This is a genomic window from Fibrobacter sp. UWP2 (genome assembly GCF_900141705.1).
Lineage (GTDB): Bacteria > Fibrobacterota > Fibrobacteria > Fibrobacterales > Fibrobacteraceae > Fibrobacter.
Genome location: NZ_FQYM01000002.1, coordinates 119,128 through 140,773 on the forward strand (window position 1 = coordinate 119,128; position 21,646 = coordinate 140,773).

The 21,646-nt window shown below is 55.3% G+C and carries 19 protein-coding genes and 1 tRNA gene; 11 read left to right on the top strand and 9 right to left on the bottom strand.

Features of this window, described 5'->3' with window-relative positions; genetic code table 11:
* Positions 1-13 precede the first annotated feature (13 nt).
* Positions 14-1,873: a transcription termination factor Rho gene (gene rho, locus BUB55_RS02440; RefSeq protein WP_369828144.1), complete on the bottom strand. Its 1,860-nt coding sequence runs from the start codon at positions 1,871-1,873 to the stop codon at positions 14-16.
* Positions 1,874-2,169: 296 nt separating this feature from the next.
* Here rho and folK point away from each other — a divergent pair, with 296 nt between their 5' ends.
* Genes folK through panC form a run of 3 tightly spaced genes read left to right on the top strand, consistent with a single transcriptional unit; the run spans position 2,170 to position 4,197 of the window.
* Positions 2,170-2,679 (top strand): 2-amino-4-hydroxy-6-hydroxymethyldihydropteridine diphosphokinase, encoded by a 510-nt coding sequence (gene folK, locus BUB55_RS02445; RefSeq protein ID WP_073187908.1) that lies wholly within the window; start codon positions 2,170-2,172, stop codon positions 2,677-2,679.
* Entirely contained in the window at positions 2,679-3,332 is a 654-nt protein-coding gene (locus tag BUB55_RS02450; protein ID WP_073187910.1) for a deoxynucleoside kinase, read from the top strand. Before folK ends, BUB55_RS02450 begins: the two co-directional genes overlap by 1 nt.
* 13 nt (positions 3,333-3,345) lie before the next feature.
* On the top strand, positions 3,346-4,197 hold the full coding sequence (panC, locus tag BUB55_RS02455) for a pantoate--beta-alanine ligase (protein WP_073187911.1): 852 nt from the start codon (positions 3,346-3,348) through the stop codon (positions 4,195-4,197).
* A 56-nt stretch (positions 4,198-4,253) separates the two neighbouring features.
* Here the strand turns inward: panC and BUB55_RS02460 are convergent, their stop codons facing one another.
* Entirely contained in the window at positions 4,254-7,397 is a 3,144-nt protein-coding gene (locus BUB55_RS02460) for a CHASE2 domain-containing protein (RefSeq protein ID WP_073187913.1), read from the bottom strand.
* A gap of 63 nt (positions 7,398-7,460) precedes the next feature.
* On the opposite strand from BUB55_RS02460, the gene BUB55_RS02465 reads away from it, so the two are divergent.
* From BUB55_RS02465 to pth, 5 genes are all read left to right on the top strand, one after another.
* Positions 7,461-10,460, top strand: coding sequence for an FtsK/SpoIIIE family DNA translocase (locus BUB55_RS02465; RefSeq protein WP_073187914.1), 3,000 nt, complete (start codon positions 7,461-7,463; stop codon positions 10,458-10,460).
* An 8-nt stretch (positions 10,461-10,468) separates the two neighbouring features.
* Positions 10,469-11,335 carry a 4-(cytidine 5'-diphospho)-2-C-methyl-D-erythritol kinase gene (gene ispE / locus BUB55_RS02470; protein WP_073187916.1) on the top strand — a complete coding sequence of 289 codons (867 nt, stop codon included), beginning with the start codon at positions 10,469-10,471 and terminating at the stop codon, positions 11,333-11,335.
* 87 nt (positions 11,336-11,422) lie between these two features.
* Positions 11,423-11,494: transfer RNA gene (locus BUB55_RS02475), tRNA-Gln, on the top strand.
* A gap of 36 nt (positions 11,495-11,530) precedes the next feature.
* On the top strand, positions 11,531-12,181 hold the full coding sequence (locus tag BUB55_RS02480) for a 50S ribosomal protein L25 (RefSeq protein ID WP_073187917.1): 651 nt from the start codon (positions 11,531-11,533) through the stop codon (positions 12,179-12,181).
* Between the two features lie 69 nt (positions 12,182-12,250).
* Complete coding sequence (gene pth / locus BUB55_RS02485) at positions 12,251-12,805, top strand: aminoacyl-tRNA hydrolase (RefSeq protein WP_083596841.1); 555 nt, start codon at positions 12,251-12,253, stop codon at positions 12,803-12,805.
* A 21-nt stretch (positions 12,806-12,826) separates the two neighbouring features.
* On the opposite strand, the gene BUB55_RS14525 is transcribed toward pth, so the two are convergent.
* Positions 12,827-13,120, bottom strand: coding sequence for a hypothetical protein (locus BUB55_RS14525; protein WP_234971769.1), 294 nt, complete (start codon positions 13,118-13,120; stop codon positions 12,827-12,829).
* A 4-nt stretch (positions 13,121-13,124) separates the two neighbouring features.
* Between BUB55_RS14525 and BUB55_RS02490 the strand changes: the two genes are divergently transcribed.
* On the top strand, positions 13,125-13,415 hold the full coding sequence (locus tag BUB55_RS02490; RefSeq protein ID WP_234971770.1) for a fibrobacter succinogenes major paralogous domain-containing protein: 291 nt from the start codon (positions 13,125-13,127) through the stop codon (positions 13,413-13,415).
* Here the strand turns inward: BUB55_RS02490 and BUB55_RS14445 are convergent.
* Complete coding sequence (locus BUB55_RS14445) at positions 13,347-13,514, bottom strand: hypothetical protein (protein ID WP_200778508.1); 168 nt, start codon at positions 13,512-13,514, stop codon at positions 13,347-13,349. The genes BUB55_RS02490 and BUB55_RS14445 overlap by 69 nt on opposite strands.
* Positions 13,515-13,618: 104 nt before the next feature.
* Between BUB55_RS14445 and guaB the strand changes: the two genes are divergently transcribed.
* Complete coding sequence (gene guaB / locus BUB55_RS02495) at positions 13,619-15,076, top strand: IMP dehydrogenase (RefSeq protein ID WP_073187923.1); 1,458 nt, start codon at positions 13,619-13,621, stop codon at positions 15,074-15,076.
* 87 nt (positions 15,077-15,163) lie between these two features.
* Here the strand turns inward: guaB and BUB55_RS02500 are convergent, their stop codons facing one another.
* The 5 genes from BUB55_RS02500 to BUB55_RS02520 form a co-directional block, all read right to left on the bottom strand.
* Complete coding sequence (locus BUB55_RS02500; RefSeq protein ID WP_073187925.1) at positions 15,164-16,021, bottom strand: hypothetical protein; 858 nt, start codon at positions 16,019-16,021, stop codon at positions 15,164-15,166.
* 12 nt (positions 16,022-16,033) lie between these two features.
* A complete protein-coding gene (gene gatA / locus BUB55_RS02505) occupies positions 16,034-17,452 on the bottom strand; it encodes an Asp-tRNA(Asn)/Glu-tRNA(Gln) amidotransferase subunit GatA (RefSeq protein ID WP_073187927.1) in 1,419 nt (472 codons plus the stop codon).
* Positions 17,452-17,781, bottom strand: a complete 330-nt coding sequence (locus BUB55_RS02510; protein ID WP_073187929.1) for a DUF4321 domain-containing protein — start codon at positions 17,779-17,781, stop codon at positions 17,452-17,454. Before BUB55_RS02510 ends, gatA begins: the two co-directional genes overlap by 1 nt.
* Positions 17,782-17,806: 25 nt before the next feature.
* Positions 17,807-18,484: a uracil-DNA glycosylase gene (gene ung / locus BUB55_RS02515; protein ID WP_073187930.1), complete on the bottom strand. Its 678-nt coding sequence runs from the start codon at positions 18,482-18,484 to the stop codon at positions 17,807-17,809.
* Positions 18,485-18,601: 117 nt separating this feature from the next.
* Entirely contained in the window at positions 18,602-19,984 is a 1,383-nt protein-coding gene (locus BUB55_RS02520) for a class I SAM-dependent methyltransferase (protein WP_234971771.1), read from the bottom strand.
* A gap of 102 nt (positions 19,985-20,086) precedes the next feature.
* Between BUB55_RS02520 and BUB55_RS02525 the strand changes: the two genes are divergently transcribed.
* Positions 20,087-21,646 carry a glycosyl hydrolase 53 family protein gene (locus tag BUB55_RS02525; RefSeq protein WP_159431919.1) on the top strand — a complete coding sequence of 520 codons (1,560 nt, stop codon included), beginning with the start codon at positions 20,087-20,089 and terminating at the stop codon, positions 21,644-21,646.

Here is a 21,646-nt window from a genome sequence, read left to right on the forward strand (position 1 = left end):
CTTTTTCTCAAATTTAACCGTTCATGGAGCCCAAGAAGTCGAAGTTCGTCTTAAAGAGCTTCAATTTGTCGCGCAAGAATTCCATGATCTCGACTGTAGTCATGTCTTGCAGGTAACGGCGCAAAATCCAAACGCGGCGCATTTCTTCTTCGGTCAACAGCAATTCCTCTTTGCGGGTGCCCGACTTGAAAATGTCGATGGCGGGCCAGATGCGCTTTTCGGCAATGCGGCGGTCCAAAACCAGTTCCATGTTGCCGGTGCCCTTGAATTCTTCAAAGATCACTTCGTCCATGCGGCTGCCGGTCTCGATCAAGGCTGTGCCCACAATGGTGAGTGAGCCGCCGTTCTCGATTTTACGGGCGGCGCCAAAGAACTTTTTGGGAAGCTGCATGGCGTTCGCGTCCACACCGCCCGAGAGAATTTTGCCAGAGTGCGGGATGGCGACGTTGTTCGCGCGGGCAAAGCGGGTGATGGAGTCTAGCAAAATCACCACGTCGTTGCCGTGCTCCACAAGGCGCTTCGCCTTTTCCAAAACGAGGCTTGCCACCTTGATGTGGCGGCCCGGTTCCTCGTCGAACGTGGAGGCGAGAACTTCGGCCATGATGTTCTTGCCGCGGGCGGCGCTCTCTTCTTTGAGGCGGTCGATGAGCTTGCGCATTTCGGTCACTTCTTCGGGGCGTTCGTCAATCAGGAGCACGATGAGCTTCACTTCGGGGTGGTTCGCCGTGATGGCCTTGGTCACGTTCTGCAGCAACACGGTTTTACCGGTGCGCGGCGGGGCGAGCACAATACTGCGCTGGCCCTTGCCAATGGGGGTGAAGAGGTTCATGAGGCGCGTGCTGTATTCCTGGGAATCGAATTCCAGGTTCAGGCGCTCGATGGGGTGAATCGGGGTCAAGTATTCGAAGGCGACGCGACGCTTGGTCTTTTCGGGGGGTTCGAAGTTCACCGTGTCAATGCGGAGCAGCGCAAAATACTTTTCACCTTCGCGGGGCTGGCGCACCTGGCCCGTGATGGTGTCGCCCATCTTGAGGTCGTAACGGCGGATGATGTTCTTGCTAATGTAAATGTCGTCGGGACCGGCGAGGTAGTTGTGCTCGGGGTTCCTCAAAAAGCCGTGGCCGCCCTCGGGGATGATTTCGAGCACGCCTTCGGTGTAAATCGGAGTGTCTTCGCCGTTGGTCGCGCTCAAAATGCTGTAGACCAGGGCCTGCTTGCGCATCTTTTTGTAGTCAACAATGCCCAGTTCTTCGGCCTTGCTCTGCAGCTCGAACATGGGGAGACCGCGGAGTTGCTTCCACTTGGCGCGTGCGGCGGCCACCTGCTCGGGGTCGGGAGGCGGCAGCTGGATGCTCTCATCCAAAAAGTCGTCTTGCGGCAGGTTGCGGTTGTGGCGGTTCTTGAACTTGTTGAACTTGTTGAAACGGTTGTTGCCGTTGTTTTGATTGTTACCGTTGTTACGGTTGTTGTTCTGATTGTTGTTGTTGTTGAAATGGCGGTTATTCTGGTCGCCCTGCTGGCCGTTGTTCTGGCCTTGTTGCGGGGTTCCTTCTGCGGGGGCGCCTTCGGCGCTGTTGTTGGTTGCCTGGGCGGATCCTTCCGCGGGCATGGCCGCCGTGTTGGCGGCAGGGGCTTCGGGGGCGGGTGTAAATTCGGTGGTCGGCTTTTCGCGGGTCGGCGGTTCGGGGGCTTTTTCTACCGGGGCTGCTTCCGTCTTTTTTTCGGTGGCGTTCTCGGCAACTTTTTCGTCAGCCTTTTCGGAGGCCTTTTTAGGAGTGCGCCCGCGCTTCTTGGGTGCCGCCTTTGCTTCTTCTGCGGCTTCTACAGGCTCGACAACTTCGTTCTGGTCCAGATTCTTTTTTGTTCTAGGCACTTTATTTATCCTTATTATGTTGTTCTATATTTTATGTATAAAGTTTTATGGTAGTTTTGTATTGAGGGAATAAAATCTCAAAGCAGAGCCAAATAAGCTCTCTGAGAAAAAAATATGGTGGGAAATTCTTGTTCCTACTTGAACGACCAATAAAATACATAAAAAAACGTTTTTTGTCATAAAAAAACGCTTTTTTTCGCAAAAAAATTTTTTTTCGCAGCTACAAACGCAAAAACAACAAGTTTTTGCCGTTTTGGTGTCAAATTCTATATTGGCAGAATATCTATATTAGGAACGTGGAATCTTTGGAAAGAGTATTTATTGCCTTGGGCAGCAACCTCGCTCCCCGCTCTAAGCGTTTGGCTGAAGGGCGCGATATGTTGCACCGCATTGCCAGTGGTGGTTGGCTCGAGAGCCCCATCTACGAGACTCCACCCGTCGGTCCGGCCGGTCAGGGACCATATTTTAACCAGGTCGTGAGTTTTTGGTACTCGGGAACCCCGAAACAGCTGCTGTATTACCTCAAGGGGGCCGAGCTCTTGCTGGGCCGCAAGCCCCGCGGGCACTGGAATTCCAGGGAAATAGACCTCGATTTGCTCTACTTTGGCAACCAGAAGGCGTCTGGTCGCCCCACGATCCCGCACGTAGAGATCCCGAACAGGCAGTTTGTGCTTGTTCCGCTGAACGATATTGCACCCGATTGGCAGGACCCGCTGCGCATGTGCCCGGTCAAGGACCTGCTGGCCGACTTACTTTCACGGGAAGATAAAATCCCGTTCCGCACCATCACTGGGGAGGAACCGTAATGCTTACCGACAAGGGCGTACACTTTTTAGCCATTGAAGGCGTCATCGGGGTGGGCAAGACCACTCTGGCGCGCATCATCGCCGAGCGCTGGAATGCCATGTGCATCGAGGAAAATTACGAAGAGAACCCCTTCCTCGAAAAATTTTACGAGAATCGGGATGCCTATGCCTTCCAGACCCAGCTGTTCTTTTTGCTGGACCGCCACAAGCAGCTGCAGAACTCGGCCTTGCAGAGCGACCTGTTCCACGATCTTTTGGTAAGCGACTACACCTACGACAAGGACCAGATTTTTGCCTCGCAGAACCTTACGAACGACAGCGAGTACGCCATGTACGAGGCTGTGTCCAAGGCCTTGAGCCGCGACATGCCCAAGCCGGACCTGGTCGTCTATTTGCAGGCGAGCATCCCGACGCTCCTTGCCCGCATCAAGAGCCGTGGCCGCGTCATGGAAAAGTCCATCGAGGGCAATTACCTCAAGGATCTGCAGGCGCGCTACGATCACCATTTTTGGCACTATCACGATGCGCCGGTGCTGATCATCAACACCGACAACATCGACTTTGTGCACAATGAGAGCCATTTGCAGATGGTTCTGAACGCCATTGCGGAGTGCCCGCAACAAACCACATATTTTGTCCCCGAAGGAAAATAAAAAGGTAATAGTAATGCAGATTATCAAGTCAATCGATGCCCTGCGCGCCGCAGTGAAACCGCTCGCCATGCAGGGTAAAACAATTGGTCTCGTCCCTACGATGGGAGCCCTCCATGACGGTCATGGCGCGCTCATCAAGGAGTCCGTGAAAAATTGCGATGTGACAGTGGTGAGTGTGTTTTTAAACCCCATCCAGTTTGGCAAGAACGAGGATTTGGACAAGTACCCCAAGCGCCTGGAAGCCGACGCCAAGTTGGCAGAATCGCTGGGCGCTGACTTTGTGTTTGCCCCGAGTGTCGCCGAAATGTACCCCGATGGCGATCCGCTTACCTTGGTCCGCGACGAGACCCTCGAAAGCATGTATTGCGGCGCTTACCGCCCGGGACACTTCCGTGGTGTGCTGACGGTTGTATCTAAGTTGTTCTTGATTTCGGGCGCGAACCACGCCTACTTTGGCGAGAAGGACTACCAGCAGGTGTTCCTCATCGAACGCATGGTCCGCGACCTCAACTTCGACATACAGATTCACCGCGTAAAGATTGTGCGCGAGGCTTCGGGCCTTGCCCTCTCTAGCAGGAACGAGTACCTCACGGACTTGGAACGCTCCCAGGCGCTGAGCATCAGCACCGGTTTAAAGCAGGCGAAGGAAACCTTTGAAAAGGGGGAACGCCGTGTGGCTGTGCTGCGTGACGTGGTCATCAAGTCCATTTTAGGCAACCGCGGCCAGGTGCAGTACGTGGAAGTCGTAAACCAGAAGGACTTGCAAAAGTTCAATGGCGCATTGCGCGAAGAAGACAAGGTCGTGATTCTGGTCGCGGCGTTCTTTGGCAAAACCCGCCTCATTGACAACATTGAGCTGAACTAAGACTTTTGAACAAAAAAACGCCCTGTCGGGGCGTTTTTTTTGTTTGAACTAGGGGCTTATTTGCTGGTGGCGGTAAATACGCCGTCCCATGTTTCGCCCGGGGCGACAGGCGGGTTGACCTTGTAGTTCTCGCAGCGCTGGATGTACACGAGGCTCGGGCAGGTCTTGCTGCCGGGGTCGCGTTCGGGTAGGTGCGGTTCGTATTCGAGGCACGCCTTGAACAGTTCAATGGCCTTGTCCCATTCCATGGCGAGGTAGGCGGCACGGGCCTGTTCCCAGATTTCCACGAGCTTTTTGAGGTTTGCTTCGTTGGCGCAGCCTGACTTTTCGAGCAGTTCGAACGTCTTGACGGGGAGGCTCTTGCCGACCACGCGGATGGTGTCGAGCGAGCGGTAAATGAAGTGCCCTTCTTGCAAATCCTTTTGCGTGTCTTCGCTAATTTGAATGTAGGCGCCGTATTGCTTGGCTGCACTTTCCAGGCGGGCAGCTAGGTTCACGGCGTCGCCCATCATGGTGTAGTTCTTGCGCATCGAGGAACCCATGTTTCCCGTCACGATGTCTCCGGAGTTGATACCGATGCGCATGTGCATGTCGTGGACGACCTTGGGCCAGCGGTTTCCTTCGGCGGCCCATTTTTTGCGGAGCCCCATGAGCTTGGTCTGCATGTCAACGGCCGAGTCGCAAGCGCTTTGGGCGTGGTTCTCCAGGGGCATCGGCGCACCAAAGAACGCGATGATGGCATCGCCTTCGTACTTGTCGAGTGTGCCTTTGTTGCTTAGGAGGGTGTCGGTCATGGCAGTCAAGTATTCATTCAGGAGGTCAACGAGCTTACTCGGGTCGCCGATTTTCTCGGAGAAGGTGGAAAAACTTGCGATGTCGGTAAAGTAGGCGGTGATGTTCGACTTGGTGCCACCCAGGGTCGGCATAATCTCGTTGTTCACCATTTCGTCTATCAACTCGGGAGAAATGTACTGTTTGAACGCGTTGTTCAAGAAGCTCTTCTCCTTGGATTCGTAGTAGAACTGCACAATTAGGGCGGCGATGTTGGTGAGCAATATGGCAAGGAGCTGCTTGGATACGCCCAGGTACAGCCCTTGCACAAAGAAGTTGTAGGCGACAATGGTGTAAGCTCCCATCAAAGCGATGCATATCATTATAGAAATGAAGCTTCTAATGTAGAGGCCTATGAATAGGCAGAACAGCGCCAGCAAAATGACCATAATTTGCTGGTAGTGCTCGTCGAGGAATACGAGGAACTTGTTGTTCAGGATGTTCTGGAGGATTGTGGCGTGAACCAGCACACCGGGGTAGTGTTCTTCGTGCGGTCCCGAAACAAAGTCAAACATGGCTGTAGCCGCGGAGCCCAGGATGAATGTCTTGCCCTGGTAGAAGCCGGCGTCAATGCGGTGCTTTAACACATCGTAGTAAGACACATGCTGGAAACTGCGCTTGGCTTCGCTGGTGTTGTAACGGCTCTGGTAGTTGACCAGGTAACGTCCGTACTTGTCGATGGGGACTCGCTTTACATTGCCAAAGCGGAATTCTTCACCGGGCTTAAGAGCCTCGATTTTATCCATGGAGGTATTGATGATGTCTCGCAACACGTCGGAACTCAAGATGACCAAGTTGGATTTCCATTCCTTGCTGTTGAAGTCGTAACGGATGTCCATGTCCAACGACAAATGGAGTGCATTGCCGTTTGGCATGTTGGCGATGGTGTCGGCATAGAATTTTAGGGTTTTGACCACATAGGGCGTAATGAGAACCTCGTCCTCCTCCTCGGTATCGGTCAACAAAAAGCGGTTCTTTTCGGTGGAGTCCCGTGCAAGCGTCATGTTCTCGGCAACGTCCTTGGGCTCGAATCCTTCCAGTTCGTTGAACACATTGGTGTCGAGCTCCATGGCAGTCTTGGAAAGGTTCTCGGTGAGAATTTGTCCTTCGAAACTTTCAATAGTGATGACGCCATCGTTGTCCTTGTTGACCACGATCTTCGAGGAAACATCAATGAATTCCTGCTTTCTCTTGTTCTTGGGCGTTTTCTTGAGTTTTTCGTTGTTCGCCTTGATTTTTTCTTGCAGCGCGATGAACATGGGGTAGGTGAAGCGCGGGAAGGTGGTGTGCAACACTCCCGCAGAGTCACGGTATATGCCAAAGGGCTTGCCGATGTCAATGTACTTGCCCATCTTGATCTTTACGTTCTCCGGCTTTTGGTGGTAGAGGTGGAGAACCGTCATGAGGGACATCGTGGTGTAAATCTTAATCTGGTCGTCGGTCAGGGTGGAATCCAGTTCCTTGTTGGGGAATTTGTACAGCATCGACACGCGGCGTTCCACGCCGTCGTCATCGGGGTAGGCGTTGACGGTGCCAAAGAACTTGCTGGCGTGTGTCAATTCGGGGAACACGTTGTCGAGAATGTCCTTGGATTCAATGTATTCGGGGTGGTCCACCTGGCTCATTTCCAGAGTGGATCCGTAACCAATGCTTTTGGCACGTTCCACGCCGCTGAGCGGTCGCCATACGGTTTCGTACTGGTAGTTGGTCCATTCGCTCATGTCGTAGCAAATGATGGTGTTCTTGCTCTCTTGCACCGCTTGCACGAGCATGGAATCAAAATTGTAGTGGGCGCGGATGGAGTTGTAGAGAGAAGAATCCAGGTCCAGATCCGATTTCTTGGCGAGTACGGAATCGGGTGTAGTGGCCAGGGTGACTGCGCTTTCGAGGGCGTGGTATTTTGCGGTGTCAAGAATGTTTTGCGACGAAAGGTCCTGAAGCACCGAAATACTCTGGCTCGCCTTCAGCTTTCCAAAGTCGGCCGTCTTAAAAAGAATATCGAATGCGATTGCCGAGGCGCCGCCGTTGCTCAGGGTGCGCACGACTTCGGCATGGCGGTCGCGATCCCAGGTATTGTAGTTGCCCAGCTTTACCAGGGAGTTCTCGTCAATATCCACAATCAAAATGTTGGGGTCATAGTTGTCGGCGGCAATGACGTTCTTGTCGATCTTGATTTCGGTCACCTTGCCGGTGCTTGTCTTGAAGAACATGTCGTAAAAAAGGTATTCCAGGGATTCAGCGCCGGAACGAGCGAAGGGAACATACGGGTCCTGGACGTTGCCGAGGATCAGAATTAAAAAAACAATGATAATGGTCGTTACTGAACCAACGGCAAGTTTCTTGAGCTTTTTGGCGACTTTTCTTTGCATGTTGCAATTATAATAAAAGAACTTAAATTATATTTAAAACGGAAATTGCGAAGGAGCAAAAATTTGGCTGCAACTAAGAAAAAAACGACGAAAGGAAAGGGAAATTCTAAAAAAATCGCCGAAAGTGACAACGAAACCCCGTTTTACCAGATGGTTTTGGGGTGGTTCCTGTTTTCTGTCGGCGTTGTTTTGTTGCTGGGGTGCGTGAGCTCGGTCTACAGCGGAAGCGAGGGCAACTGGCTCGGCCCCGTTTTTGGCGGCATGGTCCCCGATGCGTTCACGTTTGTTTTTGGCCGCCTGCCGGTCATCTTTTTTACCTTGGCGCTTGTGCTTTGGGGACTCTTTATTGCTCTCAAGAACCTGCGCGAACGCCTGCTCAGTTTCTCGGTGGGCATGACTCTTTTGACGTTGGATCTGTCGTGCCTGCTCTCCTTGAAATCTTATGGGGCGACAGGGCTTTCGAGGGAGGTGCTGTTCTCCAACGGTGGCGTGCTGGGGCAGTTCTTTATGCAGTACGTGTTTGTTTCTGTGTTCGGGACGGTCTCGGTCTTGGCGCCGGTCATGATTTTGGTTGCCGTGCTGGTATTGGTGCTGGTCCTTTCGTTTGGCGTTCGCCCAAGGCATTTTGCCTTTTTGGCTAAAGCCGCGAAGTGGGTGGCGGGTCTCTTCCATAAAAAAGCGGTTGATGCCGACGATACGGTCGCCGGTATGGAGCGCGAGCCGGTTCGTAATACCCGTGGCGATAGTGATCGCAGGAGCGTGCTCGTCGACGACAGCACCATGTATTCTGTGCCCGATGGCTATAAAATCAAGGATAAGGCCGAGATCAAGCCGTTCAAGGTCAAACGTGGCATGATGGGCCCCGTGGGCGAATCCCGCGACGAGGAGTTGCCTGCGAATGTCGCGAATGGTCTTGCCGAGAACCCGTATGCCGACATGACGACCATGGCGCCCCCGGGATTCAAACGGGGGGACGATGCGACTGTCGTGGCCGATGCGACGGTTGCCGCGGCGGCGGAGCCTTCGACGGGCAATTTGGGCGAGGATCCCGAGATTTTGCGTTTGGAAGAGGAACTGCGCAATAACGAACGCCACATGAGCGCGTTGCAGATAAAGGAAATCCGTGACCGCATTGCTGCCATCCGCAGGGCGCGTGATGTTTTGGAATGGGAAAAGGCGCACCAGAACCGCCTGGTGGTGAAGGGAGCTGTGCGCGGTGGCGAAAAAGAGGCGGTAACAAGTGGTGCCGCCGCGGATCGCCGGGCTGCAGACGAACCGACGGTTGCCGAAGAACGTACGGTTGCCGATGGACGTACGGTTGCCGATGGACGTACGGTTGCTGATGAACGTACTATTGCCGATGAACGTACGGTTGCCGATGAACGTACTGTTGTCGCTGGCTCCGAGGGGACGTTCTCTGGAGAAACGGCTTCTGACGACGACACTTACATCCCAGTCATCGTGGGTTCCGACGAAGTCGATCAGGATCCGTCGTACGTGCCGCCGAACCAGATTGGTACCGCGGCTTCGACGGGTATTCCGCAACGCGATCCCACGGTGCATTATGACGAGTACAAGATTCCGACCGTCGACGAAATTCTCGATTCCCATGACCCGCAGCCGGCGGACTACACCGAGGATGAACTCAACGAGATTGGCCACATGCTCGAGGAAAAGCTCGAGAACTTCAAGGTGAAGGGGAAGGTTGTCGGTTGCGAGACCGGCCCCGTGATTACGCGGTTCGAGGTGGAACCGGGTCCGGGCGTGAAGGTGTCGCAGTTCAGTGCCTTGCAAGATGACCTCGCAATGGCTTTGAAGGCGACATCCATCCGTATTTTGACGCCCATCCCCGGCAAGGGAGCTGTGGGTATCGAAATCCCGAACAGGAAGGCGCAAACCATTTACGGCCGCGACATTTTTGAAAGCGATGCGTTTAAACCGAGTTCCGATAAAATTGTGATGGCGCTCGGCAAGGACATTTCGGGTGAACCTTTTGCCATGGACTTGGCCAAGGCTCCGCACCTGATGATTGCGGGCCAGACCGGTTCAGGTAAGTCTGTTTGCATTAACGCCCTCATGGCGAGCATGCTCTTTAGCAAGACGCCTGACGAACTCCGCATGATTCTGGTGGACCCCAAGGCAGTGGAACTCAAAATGTACGAGAACATCCCGCACTTGCTCGCCCCCGTAATTACCAAGCCCGAGGTCGCCATCCAGGCGTTGCAGTGGCTGTGTTACGAGATGGACCGCCGCACCGAGGTGCTGGCGCAGGCGAAGGTGCGTAACCTGCTCGGCTTCAACGAAAAGTTCGAGGCGGGCGAGTTGCCCGATGAGGTACCCGAAGAAGATCGCAGCCATCGCATGGCGTTCATCGTCGTGATCATCGACGAAATGGCCGACCTCATGATGGTCGCTGGCAAGGAAATAGAGAAGAACGTGAGCCGCCTGGCAGCAAAGGCGCGTGCCGTGGGCATACACCTGGTGCTTGCTACGCAGCGTCCTTCTGTAAAGGTCATTACCGGTAACATCAAGGCGAACCTCCCGACGCGTATCAGCTTCAAGGTGGCCTCCCAGGTGGACGCCCGCACGGTGATGGACCACGCCGGTGCCGAAAAGCTTTTGGGCCGCGGCGATATGCTGTACAAGGCGGTGAATGCACCCGACCCTGTGCGCGTGCATGGTGCGTTCCTCAGCGACGAGGAAGCCGAAAAGCTCGCCGACGCCTGCAGCAACCAGAACGTTTTCTACCCGCAATTGGAAACCTTTGACGTCGAGGGAGCCGAAGGCGAGGGCGAGGAAGGCGAAGGCAATGCCGCCATGAACGAGAAAAAGGACAAGTTGCTGTTCGAAGTTGCCAAATGGGCCATCGAATGCGGTAACGGTCTTTCGACTTCAGCTGTGCAGCGCCACTTTAGCGTGGGTTACAGCCGTGCAGGCAAGATTGTGGACCAACTCTTTGGCATGGGTCTGTGCGCCCGCAGCACTGGCAACTCCAAGCCTCGTGCGATGCTCATCGGCATGGACGAGCTGATGCAACTCGAACGTTCCGGAGCCTTTAGGTAAAAATAATCATGCAAGAATACGCTCCTTCAAAGATCAATTTGTTTTTGGATGTGATTCGCAAGCGCGAAGACGGCTACCACGATTTGGGCACGGTGTTCCAAACGGTGGACGCCGGCGATACCGTGTCGGCGGAACTCCGCGACGACGGCGTGGTGACGCTCGAGTATAACGAGCCGCAGGATTACCCCAAGGAATCGGACCTCGTTTACAAGGTGGCCTTCGCCTTGAAAAAATACGCGGCAGACCATGGCGATACTCGCGCCCTGGGTGCGGACCTCTTCCTCGACAAGGTGATGCCTCTTGGGGCGGGCCTTGGCGGTGGCAGCGCCGATGCCGCAGCAACGCTCCGCTTGCTGAACCGCCTCTGGGACCTAAAACTGGATCCCCAGGTGCTGGAGTCTATCGGGGCGACCCTCGGTGCCGACGTCCCGTTTTTGGTCCGAGGCGGCACGGCTTTCGCCGAGGGCATCGGCGACCGCCTGACGTTTGTAGCCCCCTTGGATTTGCCTGCCGGAAACGTTCTCCTCATCGCGACTCCCCTCGATGCCGTCCCCACAAAGGACGCCTACGCGGGCGTCCCCAAGTCTGGACCCGACCGTTGGGAGCAGTACAAGGCGCGCTGGAACGGGGCCGCGTCGGTTTTTGCGACTGAGTCGCTCTTTAACGCCTTCGAAATTTCGGTGTTCCCCAAGCACCCGCTTGTTGCCCAGATGAAGGCGAAGTTCCTCGAGCTCGGGGCGAAATGCGCACTTATGAGCGGTTCGGGCGCTTCCGTGTTCGGCATTTTTGAGTCGAGGACCGATGCTGAGGCTGCCGCCCTGGCCATGCACCCCATATCCCGTTACCAGACCATCACCAAGTTCTGGCACCGCTAGTCGGGTTCTTTTTAGCCCGTTTTTGTTAAAAAAAAAGCCATTTCCCTTTAAAAGGGGTGGCTTTTTTACTATAATTGTCGCCACCATTGGGGTATCGTCAAGTGGTAAGACAACGGATTTTGATTCCGTTATTCGTTGGTTCGAATCCAGCTACCCCAATGAATTTTTTTAACTCATATCCAAATTGGAGAAAAAATGGAACTCACAACGCTCAAAGCTACCTCGAGAGTGCTAGGTGCAAACCGTGCTAACGCCCGTTTGCGTAAGGCTGGTCAGATTCCGGCCGTCTATTATGGTAAGGGTACCGAAGCTGTGAACATTAGCGTCAGCGACATCGACCTGCGCAAGGTTCTCGCTCCGGGCAAGCGTTACACGCTTCTCGACCTCGAAATCGATGGCAAGGCCGGCAATCCGGCTGTTGTTTACTCCTACCAGAAGGATGCCATCACTCAGAAGTTCATCCACATCGACTTCATCAAGATCGCAGAAGACTCCATGGTCAAGGTCCGCGTCCCGGTGAAGCTCTCCGGTCTCCCGATTGGCGTCAAGACCCAGGGCGGTCTCTTCTCTCAGGAAACCCGCTACCTCATGCTCGCTGCCAAGCCGGCTTGCATCCCGACCGTTCTCGAATTGGATATTTCCAACTTCGAGACCAACGTGACCTTCTATGCCAAGGACTTCAAGCTCCCCGAAGGCGTGGAACTCGCTTCCGGTCCTCGCACCGTTATCTTCACGATTTCCTCCAAGGCTAAGAAGAAGGAAGCCGCTGAAGAAGCCGCCGCTCCGGCCGCTGCCGCTGCTCCGGCTGCTGCTGACTCCGCCGCTCCGGCTGCCGAAGCCAAGTAACGCGAAGCTTTTAAAGCGAAAAACGCCTGTGGTTTTATGCCGCGGGCGTTTTTTTTTATTTTTGGCGGCATGTATCTAATCGTCGGACTCGGGAATCCCGGAACTCAGTATAGCAACACGCATCACAATGCGGGTTTTATGGCGGTCGAAAAGCTCGCCGACCCGAACAAGGACTGGAAAAGCGAACACAAGGCGCTCACCATGAAGGTGAATGTCGCGGGCGAGGAATGCCTCCTGGTAAAACCACAGACCTACATGAACCTCTCGGGCGAGGCCGTCCAGGCCCTGATGACCTGGTACAAGGTGAAGGTGGACCACCTGCTTGTCTTTAGCGACGATATCAACCTGGACGTGGGCCGCATCCGCTGCCGCAAGGACGGGAGCCACGGCGGCCAGAACGGGCTTAGGAACATCATCGAGCATGTGGGCGACAAGTTCCCGCGCATCCGCTTTGGGGTAGGGAAGTGCCCGCCAAAATTCGACCTCAGCAACTGGGTACTTGCGAAGTTCCCTCCCGAGGATCGCCCGCTATTTGATGAGGCGATTGCAAAAGTGCCTGCGCTTGTGGAATGCTATTTCAAGCTCGGCATCGAGAAGTGCATGGAACGCTACAACGGGAAGTAGCGATGCCCGCGGTGTTTACGATTACCGCTGCTTAAATTTTTGCAAGAAAAAGCAGCCGACAAGCAAAAGCGAAATGACGAAGAAGAACGCGGTCCCCTTGAGGTAAAAACCGGCATTCGTCGAGCGCGGGTCGAATCCGTCGATGGCGACTTCGCGGAAACGCTTGTCCAGGTATTCGGACCGGCATGCCTTGCAGGTGATGACGGGGCTCCCGTAGGCCCACGAATTGGCCGCTTGTATTGGCGTGATTTTCGCGTCAATATTGTGCGCCTGTTCCGAGTCGTTTACCGACCCACGAGACGGGAGTACGTACAAAGTTGTGAAAATTGGTGAAAAGGTCTGGATGGCAGAGAACCTGAACTTCGACATCCCCGAGGGATTTCGCTTGCCTACCAAAGAAGTTTTTGATGAGTTGGTAGCTTCTGTCGGGGGGGGCAGCCCTCGGCAGGAAATACCTTGGAGTGGGAGTGCCCATTCTTTTTACGGCTTGCACTATTTGGCTGATGATGCTCTTGTAGCTTTTGAACTGTGGTGGAGGCGTTTAACGGTTCCAGCCGGAGTGGCCACCCCCGTAAGAGACCGGGTCGTCTTCGTTGTCGTAGTCACGTGAGGGCGTTGTGGCGGCGCTGCCGAGCCAGGCGTGCATCCTTTTGAGACGCTCTTTCTTGGCGTCTTTTGGAGTCTGATCTTTGTTAGATAAATCCGTCATACGCAAAAATATAGTTAAACCTGCGTATTCCTCAAATTCTAGCCACTATCCACCAATTTCAAACCACTTTTTTCTATATTTTCCGTGCAAAAAGAGGTTATCCTATGAAAATTTTGCCAGAAGCTTTGACTTTTGATGACGTTCTCTTGGTACCGGGTGCATCCTCTGTGCTCCCTTCCCAGACGGACGTGAGCACCCAGCTTTCCCCGAGCATTAAACTGAATATCCCTATTATCAGTGCCGCCATGGATACGGTGACGACCGCGCCCCTCGCTATTTCCCTTGCCTTGCAGGGCGGTATCGGCATCATCCACAAGAACATGAGCATCGAGGATCAGGCGGAGGAAGTTCGCAAGGTCAAACGCTGGCAGTCCGGCATTGTGACAAACCCGGTGACGCTCGATGCGGACCAGCCGGTTTCTGCTGCATTTGAACTCCGTGCGACGAACAACGTGAGCGGGTTTCCGATTCTTTCCAAGGGCAAACTCGTCGGCATGCTTACGAGTCGCGACCTCCGCACCATCACCGACATGACCGTTAAGATTGCAAAAGTCATGACGAAGAACCCGGTGACGGCAAGCCCCAAGGTAAGCCTCGCCAAGGCGAAGGAAATCCTCGCCGAGAAGCGTATCGAAAAGCTCCCGCTGGTGGACGCCTCGGGCGCCCTCAAGGGCCTCATCACGATGACCGACATTTTGAAGCGTGAAAGCAACCCGAACGCAAGCCTCGACAAGAACGGACAGCTCTTGGTGGGTGCCGCGGTGAGCACTTCCGCCAATACCATGGAACGCGTCGCTGCCCTCGTGGACGCTGGCGTAGACCTCTTGATTATTGACACGGCCCACGGTCACCACATCGGTGTCCGCAACATGGTGAAGGCCGTTCGCAAAAAGTATCCGAAGCTCACGATTTGCGGTGGCAACGTTTGCACGCCCGAAGCCGTGGAAGAACTTGCCAAGTGCGGCGCGAACATCGTGAAAGTGGGCATTGGCCCGGGCTCCATTTGCACCACGCGTATTGTGGCGGGCGTCGGTTACCCGCAGTTCTCCGCCATTGTGGAATGCGGTAAGGCCGCTCGCAAGGTGGGCGTGAAGATTGTCGCCGACGGCGGCATCAAGTATTCCGGAGACATTGTGAAGGCTTTGGCTGCCGGTGGAAACGCCGTGATGATCGGCTCCATGTTCGCCGGTACCGAAGAAGCTCCGGGCGAAGTGATTCTCGCCGACGGTCGTAGCTTCAAGAGCTATCGCGGTATGGGTTCCTTGGGCGCCATGAAAGCAGGCTCCGCCGACCGTTACTTCCAGGGTGGCGTACAGGAACCCCGCAAGTTCGTGCCAGAAGGTATCGAAGGCCGCGTCCCGTACAAGGGACCGCTCCGCGACACGGTTTACCAGATGATCGGTGGTATTCATTCTGCCATGGGTTATGCCGGTGCCGCGAACCTCGAAGAACTCTACAAGAAGTCCACGTTCGTGCGCATCACGGGCGCAGGCCTCCGCGAGTCTCATCCGCACGATGTGACCATCACGAAGGAAGCCCCGAACTACCGTACGCAAGAATAGACCGCTTGCTTTGTACGTCAAGTTGAAAAAATCGACCCTCGTAAATGGGGTCGATTTTTTTTGCGATGTTTTTAAACAGGGTAGAATTTAGAACGGGAACAGGAAGCCGATGCCGTACGGCAGCTTGAAGTTGTCGTTGTCGAATGTCCCGTGCTTTTTGCTCATGTGCAGGTAGTAGTCGCCGTTGGCGGCAAAGAACTCGAAACCGAGCTCGATGTACATGCCGAAGTGCATCATAAAGAGCGCTTCGCCGCCGATGCCAACCACGACACGCCAGGCGTTGAGCGTCTCCTCGTATTCCTCGAAGTCGCCACCGCCCAAGTTGCGGTCCCTGTCGTAGGAGCCGTGTATCCAGTCGTTGGTGAGGAACATGTAGAAGTACCGCATTTCCATGGGGTAGTAGGTGACTGTCGCGCCCACCTGGAACACCTTGTCGGTGTAGTCGGTAAAGTGGACGCCGACGTTCAGCAGTTCTTGCGCCACGATGTACTCGAACGAGGCGTAGCCGCGGCTTGGGGATTCCAGGCCGACGGTCGCCATGAAACGGAATATGGGGGCGTCCCTCGAGTACACGCGGCGTTCCGCGGGCTTTTGGGGCGTGTCGTTGCCGTCGTACAGCACAAGTCCGCCGACGCCCGAGGTTTCGGAAGAGGACGATTCGGGCTGCGAGACGGCTTGCTCCGACGAGGAGGAGCCCGTATCGTAGGTGGAGTTCATGAAGTCGTCGAACTGCGCTTGCCTGGCGGCTGCGGAGTCGGTTGCTGTGGTGTTCGCGGAATCGGCTGTGACGGCGGCGGGAACGTCCGCGGCAATGTTCGCGGAATCGGCTGTGACGGCGGCGGGAACGTCCGCGGCAATGTTCGCGGAATCGGCCGGTTCCTGGGCGAAGGCCGCAAGCGTAAAGGCGGCGACTATGGCTAGGCCGGTTTTAAAGAGTCTGTTCATTGCAACTTCCGTTTACTTGTTCAAAGCTTCGGTCGCGGCGGCAATCGAGAGCAAATCGGTTTCCATGAACGGCTTGCCAATCCACTGGAGGCCGACGGGCATTCCGCCTGCCATGCCGCAGGGGACGCTGACGCCTGGAAGGCCGGCGAGGTTCAGGCTCACGGTGTAGATGTCGCTCAGGTACACGGCCATGGGGTCGGACTCGTTCATGCCGCACTTGAGCGGGAGTCCCGGCATTGTGGGGCTCGCGATCACGTCGCAGGTCTTGAAGGCTTCGGTGAAGTCGTCGGTGATCAGGCGGCGAACCTTCTGGGCCTGCACGTAGTAGGCGTCGTAGAAACCAGCGGAAAGCACGTAGCTGCCGAGAAGAATACGGCGCTGGACTTCCTTGCCAAAGCCTTCACTCCTTGACTTGGCGTAGAGGTCGAACAGCTTGCGGGCTTCCTTGCTGCGGTAGCCGTAGCGCACGCCGTCGTAGCGGCTCAGGTTGGAACTGGCCTCGGCGGTCGCAATAATGTAGTAGCTCGACACGGCGTAGCTGATGTGGGGGAGGCTCACTTCCTTGATGGTAGCGCCTTCGGCTTCCAGCTTTTTGAGCATGCCCTCGATGGTGGCCTTGCACTCGGCGTCGAGGCCTTCGGCAAAGTATTCCTTGGGAACGCCAATCACCTTGCCCTTCACGCCGTCGTTCAGCTTGGCGCAAAAATCTTCGCTCGGGCGGGTGCTGGTGGTGTTGTCGTGTTCATCGATCCCGACAATCGCGCCGAGGAGCGTTGCCGCGTCCTTGACGGTTGCGCCAAAGGGGCCAATCTGGTCGAGGGAGCTTGCGTAGGCGAGAAGACCATAGCGGGACACGCGGCCGTAGGTGGGCTTGAGGCCCACAACCCCTGTGCAGGCGGCGGGCTGACGGATGGATCCACCGGTGTCGGAGCCGAGGGCACAGGGGACCGTGCCACTGGCCACGGCTACGGCCGAGCCGCCACTGGAACCGCCCGGAACGCGGGATTCGTCCAGCGGGTTCTTGACCGGGCCAAAGTAAGAGGTCTCGTTGCTCGAGCCCATGGCGAATTCGTCCATGTTCGTTTTGCCGACAATCACGGCGCCGGCGGCTTCGAGCTTTTCGATGGCAGTCGCCGTGTACGGGGCAACAAAGTTCTCGAGAATCTTGGAAGCGGCGGTCGTGCGCGTACCTTCGATGCACATATTGTCTTTCACGGCGACAGGGATGCCGTCGAGAGCGCCCAGGGACTTGCCCTCGGCGCGGCGCTTGTCGCTTGCCTTTGCTTTTTCGATGGCGCGTTCGCCAAGTACCGAGATAAAGGCATTCAAATTCTTTGTTTCTTCAATTTTTGCAAGGGAAGCCTGGACCAAAGCTTCGGCGGTAGTGCTCCCGCTGGCGAGTTTGGCCTGCAAATCCTGGATAGATTCCATTATCGATTTCCTCCGGACCACTTCATAATGTAAATGGCCACAGTCATGCCGATTAAGCTAACGACGTTGAATTTGAAACTGATTCCCAGCGCAATCTTGACCATGTACAGGTTGAGAACCACTGGTTCCGCCTTGTCGCCCAGGAATCCGAAACTCGGGTCGAAGGACGCCACAAAGAAGTTGCGGACGATGTTGTCGTAGCCGCCGGCGTTCATGAGTTCGCCCAGCTCCCCAAAGAGGAGGCCAAGGCATTCACCGAGCACCCCGCCAATAATGAGGCCGAGTACGATAAAGAGGATGAGTCGTCCGAGAGAGTTTCTGTTAGTCATGTTAATTAATATAGAAAAAGATTCGCTACTTAATGCTCCAGTCGATGGGTTCGATGCCCTTGCTCTTGAGGTATTCGTTCGCCTTGCTGAAGTGCTTACAACCAAAGAACCCGCGGTAGGCCGAGAGTGGGCTCGGGTGCGGGGCGGTGAGGATCAGGTGCCCACGGTCCTTGGCGATGAGCGCCTGTTTTTTGATGGCAAAACTGCCCCAAAGCAAAAACACCAGGTTCTGGCGATTGGCCGAGAGCCTTTGGATGATGGTGTCGGTGAATTGCTGCCAGCCGATGCCGGCGTGGCTCGCCGCCATGTGGGCGCGCACCGTGAGCGACGCGTTGAGGAGCAAAACGCCCTGTTCGGCCCAGCTTTCAAGGTTGCCGTGGGACGGCGGGTTGATGCCGAGGTCGTCGTGCAGTTCCTGGAAAATGTTGACGAGCGACGGCGGCGGCTCAATGCCCTGCGGCACCGAAAAGCAGAGGCCGTGTGCCTGGCCTGGATTGTGGTAGGGGTCCTGTCCAATGATGACTGCCTTCACCTTGTCCACGGGGCAAAAGTCCAGCGCCGCGAAAATCTTGGAGCCTGGCGGGTACACCACGTGATGTTCCGCTTTTTCTTGCAAAAGCTTTTCTTTAATTTGTTTAAAATAAGGCTGCTCGAACTGGTCGGAGAGCAGGTTGAGCCAGGATTCTTCAAGTTTTACTGTCATAGCTTATCTTTGTCACGAAATTCGCCAGTGTCATTCTGAGAGGAGAACCGAAGGTTCGAAGTCGAAGAATCCAGTCCATAAGTATTTTAAGGTCTGGATCCATCGAGGCTACGCCTCTCAGGATGACATAAGGGTGTCTTTGATTCTTGTTGTTAGTATAGCAATCTTTTCGCCTTGCGCGCGGGTGTAGAAAAGGATGGCCTCGTTTTTGCCCTTGGGCTTCAACCGCTTGATTTCGGCGTCGGGGTCGACCTTGACGCCACGGAGTTTGAGCGTGAGCTTGCCTACGTCATGCGCCTTGAGCATGGCGCGAACGGCTCCCGAGGCGATTTCGCAGTGGTCCAGTACCTTGAACGTGGCGAACCCCGGAGCGGGCAGCGGCGTTGCACTCGAAATATAGGCGATACCCTCCGACACGAGGTGCGAGTCCGGGTCAAAACCACGGGCTGTCGAACCGAACAGGTGGCTCCGCAACAGTACGGGCGCGGGTTCCGAGAGGTATTTGCCCAGGTCGCCTAGCGGGAGGTCCGACTGGCTAGAAGCTGTCCGGTAAATACGATCCTTGCCTTCCAATTCAAAGTTGTACTCAAACTGTTCTTGGCTTTCTTTGTCGCGCGTTTCGCGTTTGGCATCGCGGGCTTCGCACCACTCGGCGACCGTCTCGCCTTTTTTGCCCACGATGGCGGCGCGTACGCATCCCGGGTGCTTGGCGAGTTCGCCAAAAAGCACCAAAAGCTCGCGGCAATCCTGCCTTGACCCCAGGTATAGAATTTCGCAGTCGCCCGGGATTTCGTCGGTGGGGTAGCTCGGCGGGAGTTTTGCCATGCCGCCGCGGTAGTGCTTGGCGATTTCGAGGACCTCTTCGAAGGAGGGCGTGAGATTTTTGAGGTCACGCTGGTTCTCGCCTTCAATGGCGCGCCGTGCCGGGTCGAGGGTGAAGAAGTCTGCGCGAGTCTCGCTGTTTGCAGGCGTTGCGCCGTTTAAAGGCTGCGCATGACTGTTCTCGCGGGCGACTTCGCGCACGTCGGCGCAGATGGTTTGTGCGGCTTTGGGGCGCATGACTTCCGCATTGTAGCGGTACATGGCTAGCCGGTTCTCGTCGAGGTCCACGCCAATTACATTCAAGTGGTCGGGCAAAAAGAAACTGTCGCCACCCATGCCGCAGCACAGGTCGTGCACGGTTTGGACCGGAGTGCCTTGGACAGGTTGGTCGTTTAACCACAGGGCGGATTTCCAATGGCCAATATCAAATGCCGTGCTTTGCTCCAAAGCGAGCCTGTCGCAAAGCAAAAAGGCATCACCGTTCTTTTCGCTAAAGAATTTTTCGCGGAATTTGGGGACGAGCTCCATGTAGTCCATGATGGCGGCGCGTTCCTCGTTGCTGAATTCCCTGGCGAGCGCCGTCGAGACCTTCAGGGCGTCCCATTTGTGCTGGAAGGCCTTTTTGATGAAGTCCTGGACTTTTGCCGATGTGAGGAGTTCCGCGTTGAACATGACCATAATTTAATTTTTTTAGAAGGGGTGCTCCGTTTTTTACACTTTTAACATGAATACTTTGTTATTTTAATGGAGTGGGTTAAACTCAATTTGGAGTGGTTTGGTATGTATATCAAAAAAATTCTCGCAGGTTATGTGTTAATTGCCACCGGAATGGCGTTTGTTGGCTGCGGTGACGATTCGTCGTCCGAGGCGGAATACGAGTTCGAGGTCGTTGGCGATTCGGCGTCCTCTTCCCTGGTTGACAGGGCCGATTCTTTGGCGAATGCGGTTACAGAATCTTCCTCCGATTTTCAAGTACCGTCCAGTTCCAGTGCCGTCTTGTTCGATTCCGCGTATTTTGGCGGGTATTCGACGACTGAAATCGAGGTCTCTTCGGGAGCCATTGAGGGTTTATCTTCGTCTTCGTCGGTGCAGCCCCGTTCTTCGGCAGAGCCGCCGTTCTCTTCGGCAGATCAGCCGCGCTCCTCGACAATGGAGCCTCCGCATTCGTCTGGCGTGCAGCCCCGTTCTTCGGCAGAGCCGCCGCTCTCTTCGGCAATGGAGCCCCCGCTCTCTTCGGCAATGGAGCCCCCGCGTTCCTCTTCTTCGGTTCCGGTGTTCAGCGACAAGCACCTCGTGGGCGCCGACATTTCAAAGGTGCAGGAGCACGAAGCCTATGGTGTCCGCTTTTTTGATACCGACGGAAAGGAAAACGATATTTTTTCGATTCTCCGCAACCACGGTTTTAATGCCGTTCGCTTGAAAACGTTCGTGAGCCCTAAAACGCAGTACGGCTATGCCGCCAGCGGTTGCGGTCAAGATACCGAGGCGTTTGGCGACAAGGAACACGTGATTGCCTACGCCAAAAAAGTCAAGACCGCGGGCATGTACTTTTTGCTCGACATCCATTACAGCGACAACTGGGCGGATCCCGGCAAGCAGATTATTCCCGAGCGCTGGCGCGGTATCGGTAGTTCCGACGTGATGGCGGACTCGGTATATGCATACACCTTTGACCTTGTGAATGCCCTCAAACAGGCCGGGGCCACGCCCGACATGGTGCAGGTGGGTAACGAGATTACGAACGGGCTCTTGCGCGATGTGCCCAACTCGAATACCGACTGCTGGGGCAATAACGTCACCACCGCCAACGCCTCTGTGAGCGGGATCCTCTCGAACGATGCCGGGCGCGCGAATACCGCGAAGTATCTCAAGGCGGGCGTCCGCGCGGTCAAGGCGGTGTCGAATAATATCAAGACGGCGTTCCACATCGAGAATCCCGAAAAGACGTCGACCGTGGAATGGTGGATGGATTTGATTTTCAAAAAGCAGGGTGTGACTGCTGACGCCATGGGCATTTCGGCGTATACCGCTTACGACGACGGCAACCCTTCCACATGGAAAACGCTCCTTACGAACCTCGGCAAAACCTACACGGACCTGGAGTTCTTTATTGCCGAGTATAATGGCGGCGAAAAGGACAATTCCTACAGCTATAGCGGGGCGCGAGCCCAAACACAGCGGATGATGGAAGAAGTTCCCCGCGGGTTGGGGGCGTTCTTCTGGGAGCCCACAGAGGGCGGGGCCTGGGGACCGTCCATGTTCGAGTGGAATGGCAAAAACGAACTTCACGCATTGCCCGAGGCCTTTGACGAATACGACAAAGGCGGCTTCAAAAAATAA